Here is a 14,684-nt window from a genome sequence, read left to right on the forward strand (position 1 = left end):
TTTTAATATAAGGAAAATAAATGGATTTATACAATCATTAATAACTTTAATAACTGAAAATTACTAGAATTTATAGATACATACTCATACTAAGCGCTCTCACTCAATATTTCAACCCTTCTTACAATTATACCATTTATACAAATAAATTACATTTTCAATATAAGGAAATAGTCTTTATTTCATTTAAATGTTTAACAATGATGCCTTATTTACGACTCTTCTTCCAGTTTTGCGTTCAACACTAAGAAAGGAGCGATCCCAAAGAGATCACTCCAATCCATGACTAAAATAGTTTATTCTTCAAGATGATATGAAGAAGATTGTAACATTTGCGCATAAATGCCACCAGATTCAATTAACTGTTGTTGAGGACCTGCTTCAACTAATTCACCCTTGTGCATAACGAGTACAATATCCGCATTGTGTACGGTATTTAAACGATGAGCAATAACAAAGCTTGTACGCCCCTGCATTAATATGTCCAGCGCCTCTTGAATGGCAAGCTCAGTAACAGTATCAATACTGCTTGTAGCCTCATCAAGTAATAATATCCTAGGATCAGCAATTAATGCTCGAGCTATGGATAGCAGCTGCTTTTGCCCCTGTGAAATTTCTCGACCATCTGCCGCAAGAATAGTATCATAGCCATTTTTTAACTTTATGATAAAGTCGTGAGCATTTGAACGCTTAGCCGCTTCTACTATTTCTTCATCGCTCGCATCTAATCGGCCATAACGAATATTCTCTCGCACTGACGCTTCGAACAAAAACGGGTCCTGAAGCACAAAGGCCATTTGCGAACGTAATGCTTGTCGTTCTATTTGTTGAATGTTTACACCATCAAATAAAACCTCGCCCTTTGTTACCTCATAAAATCTTGCAATAAGCTGTAAGATAGTTGTCTTTCCTGCACCCGTTGCTCCTACAAGGGCTACTGTTTGACCTGGCTCTACTTGAAAATTAACATCCTTTAACGTATAAGCTTCTTCCTCCTGTTCATATTTAAAATAAACGTGTTGGAAGCTCACCTGTCCTAATAATTTATGCTTTTGTGCTGAAGCTGTTTCCACTTCAGGCTGTTCATCCAGTAATGCAAATACCCTTTCAGCACCAGCAATTGCCGATAAAACTGTATTAAATTGATTGGCCAAATCATTTAGTGGACGAGTAAACTGGCGTGCATATTCGGTAAAAATAACTATGACCCCAATTGACACGTGACCATAAAGAGCAAGCACGCCTCCAATCCCGGCTACAATTGTAAAGCTCATATTGTTTAAGAAGTTCATGACCTTTGGAATATAGCCTGAATATGTCTGTGCCCAAAAGCCTGTTGTTTTTAATCGCAAGCTTTTTTCACGAAACTCCTCCATCATTCTTTCCTCTTGTGAGAAGGCCTTCACAATTCGTTGACCTGAAATTGTCTCTTCAATCATACCGTTAAGCGCTCCAATAGCCACTTGCTGCTGTTTAAATAATGGAGCTGTTCTTCGAGTAACCCAGCGCATTGCCCAAAACATAATCGGTATAATGGTCATCGTTAATACCGTTAGTAAAGGGCTTAGGCTTAGCATGATAATTACAGTACCTGTAAGCGTTAAAACACTGGAAAACACCTGGATGAAGGAACTATTTAATGTTGAACTTACCGCTTCTATATCATTTGTCATCCGACTCATTAGCTCTCCATGCTGACGGCGGTCAAAAAATGAAATAGGCAGTCTTTGAAAATGTGCAAATACGCTTGTACGCAGTCTATAAATTGTTTGCTGAGCAATGCCTATCATCCAATAATTTTGTAAAAATAACGCCACTGCTAGTAGAGCATAAATGCCGATTAACAACATAATGCCCTTACTAAGACCTGCAAGCTCACCATGCATCACATACATATCTATCATTTTTCCGATTATATATGGTCCAAGAAGAGCTAAAATTGAACTCACCATGACAAGTAAAAGCACAATCATTAAGAGTACACGTTGTTCATCGACAATTTTCCATAATCTCAACAATGTACTTCGCCAATCTGTCGCACGAGGTCCTTTCTTTTTCTTAACAATCTGCTGTACATCATCTTTTGTCAAAATCGGCTCATAGCCAAAAGGTTTGTGGAAAAATGCCATTATTTCTCTACCTCCTGCTGGGAGACTGCGATTTTTTTATAGAGCTCAGAAGTCTGTAGTAGCTCTTTATGCGTGCCATATGCTACTACTTCCCCTGCATCGATTAGTAATATTCGATCTGCCCCTTTAGCTGTACGTATTTTCTGAGTTACAACGAGCATAGTTGCCGGTTCCTTGCTCAGCGCCTCCCATAATGCCTGCTCCGTTTTTACGTCAAGCGCACTTGTACTATCGTCCAGCATTAGTAGATGACCTTTTCGTAATAACGCTCTTGCAATAGATAGCCTTTGTTTTTGGCCGCCTGAAAGATTAACACCCTTCTGCCCAACTCTTGTCTCGTAACCCTGTGGGAAATCTTCTACAGAAGCATGAATTTGTGCTTGCATCGTTGCCTGTCGCACAGCATCCATTTCAGCATCAATGTCACCCCATTTAACATTGTCTGCAATGCTACCTGTAAATAATAAGGATTGCTGTGGGACATAACCAATAATCTCCCTTAGCTCTTGTAAGTCCCATTGCTGAATATCCTTGCCTTCTACTACTATTCGCCCCTCAGTGACATCATAAAAGCGTGGAATTAGCTGTAATAATGTTGATTTACCTGCACCTGTAGCACCCATTATGGCTAATTTTTCACCTGATTTAACACTAAAGCTTACATTCGCTAATACTGGAGAGTCTCCACCTGGATATGTAAAGCTAACGTTGTCAAAGATCAATTCGCCAAAATGTCTTCTGCTAGAGGCACTTTCCACAGATGATGAAAGCTCAGTCTCATTTTCAATAGATAGAACTTCTGCCATACGTTCTGCAGAGGCCTTGGCACGGGCATAAAAAATAATAATAAACGCAAACATTGAAAATGAGCCTGTCATACGCATTGCATAATTGACAATCGCCACAATATCGCCAAGCGGTGTTGTACCAGAAGCTATTTGCTTTGTCCCAAACCACAAAACGGCAAGTAAACTCATATTCATGATGAATAGTAGTACAGGCATAATATACTCCATAGTACGCAAAGCTTTGACTGTATCTAATTTTAAGCGTGAAGCTACCTCATCAAAACGAGAGGCTTCATAGGCACCACGTAAATAAGCCTTAACCAAACGGATAGCCTGTAAATTTTCCTGTAGTACACGATTTAAACGATCTATCCTCTTTTGAACGAGTCCAAAATAAGACACACCTTTTGTTACCATAAAAATAAGAAAAATAAAGATTACTGGTGCACCAATTACTAAAAATAATGCAAGCTTTGCATTGACAACAAAAGCCATTACAATACTACCAATAACAGCCAACGGTGCTCGAAGCATAATTCGCAGACTCATAAAAAGCACGGTTTGAACCTGTGTCACATCATTTGTCAGCCTCGTAATTAGTGAGGCAGTTGAAAACTTTTGATAAGTAGCTAATGTAAATGCTTGAATTTTTTCAAACATCGCATTTCGTAAATCATAAGAAAAGCTTTGTGCGGTATGTGATGAAAAATATGAATTAATGACACCAGCAAAAAAAGCTACAAATGAAAGAGCTAGTAATATAGCACCCCATTGTAAAATCATGCCCTGGTTTTGAGCTCGTACTCCATCATCTATGATTTTAGCCATTATAAGCGGCTGAACTAGCTCAACAAATAACTCCAGTAGCATTAAACATAACGCGATAAATGCTGTCCATTTATAAGGCTTTACATAGGAAAAAATTTCTTTCATATTCTTCCCCCTTGTTACTTATAGGAATTTTGCAAATTTTCAAAATAGTAATAAACACCTGGTTAGATAATACTTTTATGCTTTTTCTCCAGCTACTGAAAGCCATGTTACACAAACAAGCATAACAAACACACCGACTAATTGCCAAAAACCTAAATTTGTACCAAACACAATTACTGAAATTGCCATAGCTGTTAAAGGCTCGATACTAGATAGTACGCTAGTCTCAACTGCTGTAATATATCTCATACTGCTTAAAAACAGCACAAAAGCTACTGTTCCAAAGAATATGAGTGCCAGCATCAACCCTATTATCTTCAAATCTGTGAACACTATCCACAGATTTGATTGCCATACACGACCAATAATTCCCAATGTTCCCCCACCTATCAGCATCCCCCACCCGACAACGAGTAGAACATTCCACTCTTTCATTAGACGTGCTGGATACAATGTGTAGAAGGCAAACGTTAGACCAACAGCTACTCCCCATAATAAGGCTTTTTTACTAACTAACAAAGCGTCAAATGAAGCGTTCGTTAGTAGGAGGAACAGACCTATGAGTGTACCAATAATCCCTAACACTTGATATTTAGGAGGCCATTTCTTTAAACTAAGAGAGACATAAGCAACAACAAATATTGGTGCTAAAAACTGTAATAGGGTTGCTAATACCGCATTACTCGCATTAATTGCTGCCACAAAGGCAAACTGCACGCCCAACATTCCGGCTATACCGAATATAATGAGCTGTCTACTCCATAGTTTTTGTTGCCAAATGCCAAAAATATCCTTTCTTGTTAACAGTAAATATATAAGCAATAGTATACCTGCAACCGACAGTCGAATTGTTAACATAAAGGAGACTGTTAATGGTGTATGGCTAAGTAACCATTCCATTAAAGGCCCAGTTGCACCCCACAACATTGAGCCAGTTACGATAAATATTATTCCTTTTAATCGTTCCATACAATCCCTGCTTCCTATATACGTACTAAAAAATGTTATTTTTCTTCAAAACTTTTCTTACATTTCACTAGAAAAGTCCTAATATTTTTCACCATCAAATATTTACAAATATATTCATAATGACTAATTCCCGATAATTAACTATAATATTAGTATATATAGATTACCCAAGGAGATCGAATAATCATGAGTCATATGCATAAATCATTTACGATTGATGAACATTATTTAAATTCACTTCCTTTTCCTGCAATTGTCATGAATCAAGATGGACAAGCTATTATTTTGGGAAAACCTGCTGAACAACTATTTGGTATTTTAGCAACAGATATTAAAGGAAATACTACTCCATTCATACATGAAAATCTACTGCGTCAGTTATCATTAGAGACGTTTCAGGCTATTCTACACAATGATGAAAGTACGTATATAGATCAAGTTCAAGTGGTCACATTTAGAAATGAAGAGATTACTGCAGCATTGCTGGCTAAACCATTTATAGAGCAAGGAGAGACGTATATTCTCCTGTTATTTATGCTGCCAGAATTAATGATTAATTCTGTCTCAAATAGCAGTACACTTATAAATTTAAAGCAAGGGTTAGACGTAGCATTTATGACCGTTACCCTTGATCATGATGGTTTTATTTTAGAATGTAATGCTGAATTTCTAAAGACAAGTCAGTGGACTCCAAAGCGCGTCATTGGCAAGACGTTTTGGCAGCTATTCCCTGACAATGAAGTAAGTGAAAAGATTACAAACACTATTTGGCGTAATTTAAACAATGGTCATACATGGCAAGGTGAGGTTGAAAAAGTTACAAAAACAGGCCAATCTTATTGGGTACTTCTAACAGCTATCCCGACCTTTAATCTTGAAACAAATGACCAACAATTTATTTTAATCGAGAAGGACATCACCAAATCAAAAACAATCCAGCATCAATTAGAAAAAATTGCTTATATAGATACTGAAACAGGTCTTATGAATGCACATCGACTCGAAAAAGTAATTTCTAATATGATTGAGGATGAAAGACACTTTTCTTTTGTCTATTTAAGTATTGATAAATTTTACACATTAAAAGAGCTACATGATCAGCAAATCGATCAAAGCCTTATTGTAGAATTTACAAACCGCATTAAAATGTATTTCCAAGATAGTACAATGGCACGCATTAATGAAAATGATTTTGTTGTCATCACACCTTTAAGTGAGTGGTTTATTCAAGGTTTCCTGTCCTATCTACAACAGCATCCAATTTATAGCAGCAATATCGCTGTACCAATTTCTATTAGTGGTGGTATTACACGATATCCAGAAGATCAGACAACATTTTCTCAACTAATGAAAGCATCTATCGCAACTATTTCTAATGTTCGTGAGGCAGGCGGCGATAAAATTGTCTCATTATCTAAAGCTACTCATAAGGCCTTGAATCGAAAAGCTTTAATTGAAAAACGCTTACTTCAGGCTCTAGATCAAAAAAATTTGAAAGTATTATATCAGCCCCAAATTGATGTTTATTCAGGAAAAATTACAGCTGTAGAGGCATTAGTCCGTTGGGAAGATGAAGTAATCGGCGTTGTAGCACCTGACGAACTTATTCCAATTGCAGAGGAGACTGGTCTCATTAACAATATTGGTTCCTTTATGCTGGAAAAGGCTTGTGAACAGGCGTTAATTTGGAAAAAAGCCGGCTTAGATATGAAGGTATCTATAAACTCTTCTGTTCGCGAATTCCGTGATAAAAATATGGCAAAATCAATTCTTGAAAAGCTAGCTAAAACAGGTTGCCCTGCCAGCCTTATTCAAATTGAAATTACAGAAAAATTTGCACTAGAGGCAGAGGCTGCTACCTTCATCACTCAGCAAATGCGTAAGCTAGAGAACGAGGGAATTTCCTTTATTCTAGATGACTTCGGTACCGGGTATGGCTCATTCCGATACATGCAAATTTTACCGATAGATACATTGAAAATTGATAAAACATTTACAAGCTCCTTACTAAAATCTGAAAAGACCCAAAAGCTAATGCACGGTATGGTGCAGCTTGGAAAATCGATGGAACTTAAGGTTGTAGCAGAGGGTGTTGAAACAGCAGAGCAAGCAGACCTTTTAATTACTTATGGCTGTGACGCTATTCAAGGCTATTACATTAGTAAACCTGCTACCCCAGAGGAAATAGAAGCATTGCTCGTAAAATAGAAAAAAACAAATGGAGGCTGCGTTAGAATAATGATTCAAACGCAGCCTCCATTAATTTTATTTTTTATAGACTTTTTGCAATTTAGCTTTACTTGAACGTATTGACCGGAATATTAATTGCATAAATACCTCTGCAAATACAAGCCCCATAACGATAGCACCAGTAATTAAAAATGCTTTTAACCCATACTGCAAGCCTTGTAAGTAATCATCCTCTACAACGTTCCTCATAGCATTATACGCCATACCTCCTGGCACTAATGGAATGATTCCTCCTACTATAAAAATAATCATTGGCATTTTAAAGCGTCGCGCATATAAATGAGCAACTATAGCAATAACAAACGATCCAAAGAAAGAAGCATTGACCACATCCATTCCTTTTTCTGTTAAAAGATAATAGATGATCCAGCCAATTACTCCAACAAGGCCACAATGAAGCAGTGTTTTTCTAGGTACATTAAAAATAACAGCAATCCCAGCAGTGGCAAAGAAACTAACAATTAATTGAATGATAATATCCATCATATGTTATTGTGCGCCTCCTAAAATGCTAGGGTGACAGCAATTGCTGCACCAATGGCAAAGGCTGTTAAAAAGGCCTCTGCCCCCTTTGCCATCCCTGACATAAAGTGACCTGCCATTAAATCACGCACTGCATTTGTAATCAATATACCTGGTACAAGTGGCATGACAGAACTAATGATAATTTTATCAAGTTCTGCTCCATAACCGTACTTGACTGCAAAGAAGGCAACGAAGCCGATAACGAGCGATGCTGTAAATTCAGAGAAAAACTTTACTTTGGTTAAATTATTTATCATTATAAGCACTAGAAAGCCTAATCCTCCCGCTAAACAAGCTATCGGAAAATCAGCCCATCCTCCCTTAAACATAATAAGAAAACAACCACTTGCAAGAGCTGCTGCTATGACTTGTAAATAGGTTGGTAAAAAATAATTTGTTTTTTGTATCGACTTTAACTCGTCATAAGCCTCTTCTAATGTTATCATGTGAGATGTGAGTCTCCGAGATACTGAATTTACCAAGGCTATTTTTTGTAAATCTGTAACCCTATTGGAAATTGATGTGATCCTCGTTGGCTGTGTCTTGCCTAACGAAAAAATGATTCCAGTTGGTGTGGCATAACATTGCGCATCAAGCATATTTTGAGAATGTGCCATGCGTAGCATTGTATCCTCCACACGGTATGTTTCTGCACCACTTTCAATCATAATACGCCCTGCAAGCAATAAGCAGTCAATCGTAAATTCATTACCCGCTTCATGTAAAACCATTACAGCTATCTGCCTCCTTTAAAAGGTTCCTTGCCAATAGTATCTAACTGCCCAAAAAAACTCAACTGAAATTTTTAATACTATACTTTGGCTGTAATATGCTGACTAATGCAAATTGATTTTATATGAAAATTAATTTTCCTTAAAATGATAACAAAACTTCGTAGATTCGTATAACTTTTTCAATGGCTGACACGTCTGATTGTATAGAAAAGTAATTAAGGAAAGGAGCGTATCCATAAAAATGCCGGAACGCAGAAGAAGACGCGGCCCGATGATTGATTTCCTATTAATCGGCCTCATTATTACATTAACAACTATTATTTTAGTCATTATCCTATCAAAGGATGACTTTAAGTTTCAAAAAATTAGTGCCTCAAAAGAGACAGAATCAGTACCTAGTAATTTATCCACAGAAAGCTCTGCGTTTCCAGGTATTCGTATTGTAACAGACGTTTCTAATGATAAACAAACACCTTTTGCTATTCATTATCCACAGACAGACAATAAAGCATTTAATGAAGCCGTTTTACAGTACATATCGGATTCAAAAGAAACCTATCTGTCATCAATGAAAAAAATTAAAAACAAAGAGGCTATGGGCGAGCTTAATATTAGTTTAGAAACATTCCCATATCGTGAGCATTATTATTCCTTTGTACTGACGAAAATGCTGTACTTAGGCGGGGCAAATCATGAGGTTTCAACTAAGACATTCTTCATCAATAATGAAACTGGCGAACAAATCACCATTAAAACATTACTGCAAGGCGATGAAAACAACTTATCAACATTGGCTACTCAAGTACGTAAAGATTTACAGCAAAATCTTCAGTTAAAAGACGATCTCTTTACTGATGAGCTAGAAAAGGCAACAGAACCTAAATGGTCTAACTTCAATCGCTTCTCCATTGTAGATGATTCGTTACAATTCTATTTCGATGAGTATGAGATTGCTAGTGGAGCGGCAGGTGCACCAATAGTGAAGCTTCCTCTTTCGCTGATTAATCCGTTGTTAGCCTCTGATTTTCAAATTGCTATGGAGACTATAAAGCCTACGAAACCACCTACTACAGGTGATTCCACTACGAAACGTATCGCCTTAACTTTTGATGATGGCCCACATCCAAAAGTAACTGAACAAATATTAGATACTCTTGATAAATACCATGCAAAAGCTACCTTCTTTATGCTCGGCGGGCGTGTACAGTATTATCCTGATATTGCTAAGGATGTTCTTGCTCGAGGTCATGAAATAGGTAACCATACATGGAACCATCCTGTATTAACAAAGCTTTCACAAGAGCAGGTACTAAAGCAATACACATCAACTTCTGCAGAGCTAGAGAAAGCAATTAATCATGATGCCACTGTATTTAGACCTCCATATGGGGCAACAAACGATGCTATTAATGGGCAAATACCAATTCCAGTCGTACTATGGACGATCGATACATTAGACTGGAAGCATCGCAATGCACAGCAGCTATTACCATATGTGAAAAATAATTTACACAATAACGCTATCGTTTTAATGCATGATATTCATCAATCAACTGCCGATGGGCTGGATGCGGTACTCGCCTATCTACAGGGGCAGGGCTATGAATTTGTAACAGTCTCGGAGATTCTTCCGTATCGTCAATAATTATTCTTTCAAGCACTGCCTATATCCAACAAAAGTAAAAGTCCAATAAACTAGAATTTAGTTTATTGGACTTCTTTTTTATTTTATTATTAGCTTATCTAATGGTTGGAAGTCTTTTAATTGATAGCTCTTCACCTCATTGCGAGCGACTGTATAGAGGGCATCATCTATATATACGACACGCTGTACAAGCTGATCCCAATTCTCATATGGCTCACCAGTACTTTCTTCTATGATACTACCTTTTAGCACGATTCCTTTATCTGCTGTTATTTCATAAATTTGAGCTCCCTGACCTTTGTAAACAATTTCATCACCCTTCCCTGCCTCATAAAGGACAACTGGGAAGCCAAAATAATTGTATTCCTTATTTCGGAATAGAGCCCTAGGATTGTATTGAACATCCGAATAAGAACCTTTACCACCGATTTTTATAGATGATTGTTCTTTTGGATTTTTGAAATCTGAAACATCAAACAACGACATTTTCATATTAGTTGTCACTGTAAAATTGCTTTTTGAAAATGCGTCATAGCGTTGCTCTGTATCATAGCCAATTCCGATTAAATGTGTTTCATCTAATGGATGCAAGTAATTACTAAATCCTGGTATTTTCAATTCCCCTAGGACAGTTGGCTTTTTAGGATCAGCTACATCAATCACAAATAACGGATCCACTTGCTTAAATGTCACCACATACGCTTTTTCACCCATGAAGCGTGCTGAATATACTTTTTCTCCTGGTGCTAAGTCTTTAACTGCGCCAAGCTCTTTTAAATTTTTATCTAAAATAAAGAGATGATTACGTGAAATATTTTTTTCATCCCACGTATTTCCTTCAGTTGTTACAATTCGGAAATTCCCCTTGTACTCATCCATTGAATATTGATTTAACACAGTTCCTTTTACTTCTGTATTGCCTACAAAATTCATCGTGGTGCCATCTACATTCCATTTAAAGACCTGTGTATTAGTTGCTCTTGGCATCCAAATCATCATATCCATAATGCGATTTTCAGCAGGAACGACTGGACTGCCGTCATAGACCGGTGTTGTAAGATAAAGTGCATCCTCAGACATATACAGTCCGCTGCTACCGCCCAAATAACCTTTTGTATTGGCAGTTGCCTTTGCACCATTTTTTAAATTTAGAGCTGTTATTAAGCTATATGTTCCATCCATGGTATTTGGTAAAATAGATATTTTCTCAAGAGGCAGGCTTTGGTATTCTTTCGTATCTCCACTATCATAAGTCTTTGGCTTTAAATCTATTGCTTTGTTATCTCGAAGCGCCCAATAATTCGGAAACATGTTACCAATTAAATATAAGGTGTCATTGGTAATACGAATATCCTGTAAATACCCCTCTTGCCCTACCTCACGTATAAATTTTGGGCTCTTAGGGTTCGAAATATCATACAAAGTAGCTGTTGACATGCTCGTGCCTGCTTTTTCTAAATATTTATCCCCAATTGCTATTAACAAATGATCATATAATGCAAGCTTTGAAATATATTTAGAATCCTCTATTTTAAGAGTTGTCGCTAATGCTAAATTTTTCGGATTTGTTGCATCTACCACTGTAATACTATGTTCTTGTACAGAATAAATAAAGCCATCCTTTACAACGACTAAATCGCCTTCTTCAACTCCCTCTACTTGATTGTTTGTCATAGAGGAATTACTGCTTACACTTGGGCTATCTGCCTTACTTTCCATTTCTCTACTTGAATCATATTTCACTTCCTTATTTGGGTTAGCTAAAAGAGTGTCAAAGTATTGCTGTAGCTCTTTCTCTGATTTTACTGCTTCTAGCTTTTCAATAATGGTAAATGAAATTACTTGTGAGGCAGCTTTTGGTCCACCCAGTACAAATGCTTCCTTCTGTACATGTAATTTATAACTACCAGGTGTTAAATCACTAACAATTAATGTCTTTTTATCTTCTCCTAGTGTGATAGTTGCTTCAACTTTTTGATCCTTGCTATTTGTAACATAAACAGTTTCTTTTGTTATCTTGCTTTCCTTTAAAGCTTTAGTAAAAGTTGCTTGCCAGCTTTTAGTGGCCATACTAACACTTGCTGCTTTTGCCTCTACAGTTGGAGTCATTGTCAGCATAATGATCCCTGGTAAAATGGCGAGTACGGCGATAACCATAATTGCTATCCACTTATTTTTCATCTTTTTTCCTCTCTTTCATATACTTGTTTATCAATTAGACTGCTGAAGAGTTGGAAAGTTACATTTTTCAGAAAAATTTTTTGCATAGCAATTTTTCTACATAAGAAAAACGAGAGGATGATTCTCCTCTCGTTTATTCATCAAAAGGCCACTTTGGTAGCATTTTGCCTAATGGTTTATCCTGACGTTGCCCTAACACATAATCAGCCTGCATAATAGTATGAATTTCACGTGTGCCTTCATAAATAACAGGCGCTTTGGAGTTACGCAAATAACGTGCAACTGGATATTCATCTGAATAACCATAGGCACCATGAATTTGCACTGCGTCATCTGCTGCTTTGTTAGCAAAATCACAGGCCTGCCATTTTGCAAGAGACGTCTCTCTCGTATTTCGAACACCTTTGTTTTTTAGTTCACCAACACGATAGACAAGTAGACGACTCATTTGATAGCCTGCCTCCATTTTGGCAATCATTTGCCCTACTAGCTGATGTTCACCAATAGGCTTGCCAAATGTTTCACGTTCATGGCAATATTTCACACTTGCCTCAAGGCATACTTGAATGAGTCCCACAGCGCCAGCAGCTACCGTGAAACGACCATTATCAAGAGCAGACATGGCAATTTTAAAGCCCTCGCCCTCTTCTCCTAGTCGATTCTCTACTGGTACACGTAAATCTTCAAAAAAGAGCTCACCAGTATTACCAGCACGAATACCATATTTCCCCTTAATAGCCTTTGAGGTAAAGCCGGCCATTGATCGCTCTATAATAAATGCACTAATACCGTGATGTTTCTTCGATTTATCTGTATAGGCAAAAACAATAAAATGATCAGCTATATCACATAAGGAAATCCAAGTTTTTTGCCCATTTATAATATAAAAATCCCCATCACGTACAGCAGTAGTAGACATTGCCGCTACATCTGAACCAGCTCCTGGCTCTGTTAGACCAAATGCACCAATTCGAACACCCTTTGCCTGTGGAACAAGATATTGTTGCTTCTGTTCCTCTGTTCCCCATTGCATTAGGGTCATACTATTCAAGCCTGTATGAACTGAAACCGCTGTTCGAAATGCCGTATCTCCTCGCTCTAGTTCCTCACAAACAATAGCAAGCGAATTATAATCCATACCGCTACCACCGTATTTTTCAGGAACACAAACGCCCATTAAGCCAAGCTCAGCAAGTCTTGACCAAATCTTTGCATCAAAGCCTCCTGTTGCATCCCACTTTGCAATATTGGGCATGATTTCATCGTCTACAAATTGCCGAACTGTTTTTCGTAGCAGCTCCTGCTCAGTGCTAAAGTTGAAATTCATGGTTGACACCTACCATTTCACAATCATTGCAGATTTATGAGAAGTCTCTTTTATGACAACGCCGCGTTTTGCCATCTCTTCCATATACGTATCTCCTGGAACAATTGATTCAGGCGCAAATACACCACGCTCTGTAATCGTCCCTTCACCAATCATTTGCGCAACAACAGAAATCGTATTAGCTGTTGCTCGAGCCATGGCTGTTTCATTTATTGTCATATCTTTTCTAACGACCATTTCGTACTCGTACGTTACTTGTTGCTGCGCCTTTTCTCCAGCAACAATGACACGTAGCAGTACAGCATCTGGTTTTGTTCCAAGCTCAAGCTTCTTTTTAAGTGCCTCACGCACAACTGCTCGAACTGGCACTTCTTGATTTTCGACTTCAACCTTATTCGTTGAATCGAGGAATCCTAAATCAGCTAACAGCTTAAATTTCTCTGCATGCCCCTTATAGCGAATTGTTTTGTACTCTAATGTTCGAACATTAGGAAATGTCTTATACAGCGTAGAAATACCACCTGATGTATAAAATGCCTCTAGCACACCAAAATCGTCAAAATAAATAGGCTCGACACCTGATAGAGATGGAACTTCCTCAAGCTTTCCTTTTTGAATCGCTTTTGAAGGCTCTGTATAATGATCAAAAACCCCATCTAAAGAAAATACTCGCGTGTAATGAAGAGGTGGCTTTGGCTCTGTTGGAATTCCTCCCACAAATAGCTTAATAGATTCGACTTCATCTAATTTTGATGCACCATAGCCTGTTAAAATATTGACCATACCTGGAGCAACACCCAAATCAGGAATAATTGTTACACCTTTAGCTTTTGCTTCTTCATGAAGATCTAGAATTTTCTCCGTTACCCCACCGATATGACCACCTAAATCCACGGAATGTACTCCAGCTTCAATTGCTGCTCTTGCTACACGTTCATTAAAGGAATAGAATAGAGCATTTACGACCACATCACCTTTAGATATGACGTTCATTAAAGATTCATCGTGCTCTGCATGAAGCTCCACTACCTCAACCTTATCTGTGTTTAACGTGTTCACAAATTCCTGTGCCACCCTTACATCTATGTCCCCTAAGATTACACGTTCTACTTTATTATTTTTAATTAAATCACGAGCTACCTCTTTTCCCATTAAACCTGCACCTAATACAACAACCTTCATCAAGAACATCCCCTTTCGTTG

10 protein-coding genes are annotated in these 14,684 nt (G+C 37.7%); 2 read left to right on the forward strand and 8 right to left on the reverse strand.

Features of this window, described 5'->3' with window-relative positions:
* Positions 1-296: 296 nt before the first annotated feature.
* From AC3WOM_RS07630 to AC3WOM_RS07640, 3 genes are all read right to left on the reverse strand, one after another.
* Complete coding sequence (locus AC3WOM_RS07630) at positions 297-2,129, reverse strand: ABC transporter ATP-binding protein (protein WP_492445969.1); 1,833 nt, start codon at positions 2,127-2,129, stop codon at positions 297-299.
* Positions 2,129-3,850 carry an ABC transporter ATP-binding protein gene (locus tag AC3WOM_RS07635; protein WP_492445970.1) on the reverse strand — a complete coding sequence of 574 codons (1,722 nt, stop codon included), beginning with the start codon at positions 3,848-3,850 and terminating at the stop codon, positions 2,129-2,131. The genes AC3WOM_RS07630 and AC3WOM_RS07635 overlap by 1 nt, the downstream gene beginning before the upstream one ends.
* Positions 3,851-3,925: 75 nt before the next feature.
* Positions 3,926-4,819, reverse strand: coding sequence for a DMT family transporter (locus tag AC3WOM_RS07640; RefSeq protein WP_427541792.1), 894 nt, complete (start codon positions 4,817-4,819; stop codon positions 3,926-3,928).
* Between the two features lie 186 nt (positions 4,820-5,005).
* Between AC3WOM_RS07640 and AC3WOM_RS07645 the strand changes: the two genes are divergently transcribed.
* Positions 5,006-7,027, forward strand: coding sequence for an EAL domain-containing protein (locus AC3WOM_RS07645; protein ID WP_427541790.1), 2,022 nt, complete (start codon positions 5,006-5,008; stop codon positions 7,025-7,027).
* Positions 7,028-7,084: 57 nt separating this feature from the next.
* On the opposite strand, the gene AC3WOM_RS07650 is transcribed toward AC3WOM_RS07645, so the two are convergent.
* Together AC3WOM_RS07650 and AC3WOM_RS07655 are read right to left on the reverse strand one after the other, a co-directional pair.
* Positions 7,085-7,552, reverse strand: a complete 468-nt coding sequence (locus tag AC3WOM_RS07650; protein WP_427541918.1) for a threonine/serine exporter family protein — start codon at positions 7,550-7,552, stop codon at positions 7,085-7,087.
* A gap of 20 nt (positions 7,553-7,572) precedes the next feature.
* Positions 7,573-8,325, reverse strand: a complete 753-nt coding sequence (locus tag AC3WOM_RS07655; protein WP_492445972.1) for a threonine/serine exporter family protein — start codon at positions 8,323-8,325, stop codon at positions 7,573-7,575.
* Between the two features lie 244 nt (positions 8,326-8,569).
* Here AC3WOM_RS07655 and AC3WOM_RS07660 point away from each other — a divergent pair, with 244 nt between their 5' ends.
* Entirely contained in the window at positions 8,570-9,973 is a 1,404-nt protein-coding gene (locus AC3WOM_RS07660) for a polysaccharide deacetylase family protein (protein ID WP_427541784.1), read from the forward strand.
* A 78-nt stretch (positions 9,974-10,051) separates the two neighbouring features.
* Here the strand turns inward: AC3WOM_RS07660 and AC3WOM_RS07665 are convergent, their stop codons facing one another.
* The 3 genes from AC3WOM_RS07665 to AC3WOM_RS07675 all read right to left on the reverse strand — a co-directional run bounded on the left by AC3WOM_RS07665 (position 10,052) and on the right by AC3WOM_RS07675 (position 14,663).
* Positions 10,052-12,154, reverse strand: a complete 2,103-nt coding sequence (locus AC3WOM_RS07665; protein ID WP_492445974.1) for a beta-propeller domain-containing protein — start codon at positions 12,152-12,154, stop codon at positions 10,052-10,054.
* 133 nt (positions 12,155-12,287) lie between these two features.
* Positions 12,288-13,481 (reverse strand): acyl-CoA dehydrogenase family protein, encoded by a 1,194-nt coding sequence (locus AC3WOM_RS07670; protein WP_492445976.1) that lies wholly within the window; start codon positions 13,479-13,481, stop codon positions 12,288-12,290.
* A gap of 9 nt (positions 13,482-13,490) precedes the next feature.
* Positions 13,491-14,663, reverse strand: a complete 1,173-nt coding sequence (locus tag AC3WOM_RS07675) for a saccharopine dehydrogenase family protein (RefSeq protein ID WP_427541775.1) — start codon at positions 14,661-14,663, stop codon at positions 13,491-13,493.
* Positions 14,664-14,684 lie beyond the last annotated feature (21 nt).

The organism is Lysinibacillus sp. FW301-JW8, from assembly GCF_058788755.1.

Excerpts from the sequence above, each read along its gene's own strand:
- AC3WOM_RS07630 (WP_492445969.1), bottom strand. The coding sequence starts at position 2,129 with ATGGCATTTTTCCACAAACCTTTTGGCTATGAGCCGATTTTGACAAAA.
- AC3WOM_RS07635 (WP_492445970.1), bottom strand. The coding sequence starts at position 3,850 with ATGAAAGAAATTTTTTCCTATGTAAAGCCTTATAAATGGACAGCATTT.
- AC3WOM_RS07640 (WP_427541792.1), bottom strand. The coding sequence starts at position 4,819 with ATGGAACGATTAAAAGGAATAATATTTATCGTAACTGGCTCAATGTTG.
- AC3WOM_RS07645 (WP_427541790.1), top strand. The coding sequence starts at position 5,006 with ATGAGTCATATGCATAAATCATTTACGATTGATGAACATTATTTAAAT.
- AC3WOM_RS07650 (WP_427541918.1), bottom strand. The coding sequence starts at position 7,552 with ATGGATATTATCATTCAATTAATTGTTAGTTTCTTTGCCACTGCTGGG.
- AC3WOM_RS07655 (WP_492445972.1), bottom strand. The coding sequence starts at position 8,325 with ATGGTTTTACATGAAGCGGGTAATGAATTTACGATTGACTGCTTATTG.
- AC3WOM_RS07660 (WP_427541784.1), top strand. The coding sequence starts at position 8,570 with ATGCCGGAACGCAGAAGAAGACGCGGCCCGATGATTGATTTCCTATTA.
- AC3WOM_RS07665 (WP_492445974.1), bottom strand. The coding sequence starts at position 12,154 with ATGAAAAATAAGTGGATAGCAATTATGGTTATCGCCGTACTCGCCATT.
- AC3WOM_RS07670 (WP_492445976.1), bottom strand. The coding sequence starts at position 13,481 with ATGAATTTCAACTTTAGCACTGAGCAGGAGCTGCTACGAAAAACAGTT.
- AC3WOM_RS07675 (WP_427541775.1), bottom strand. The coding sequence starts at position 14,663 with ATGAAGGTTGTTGTATTAGGTGCAGGTTTAATGGGAAAAGAGGTAGCT.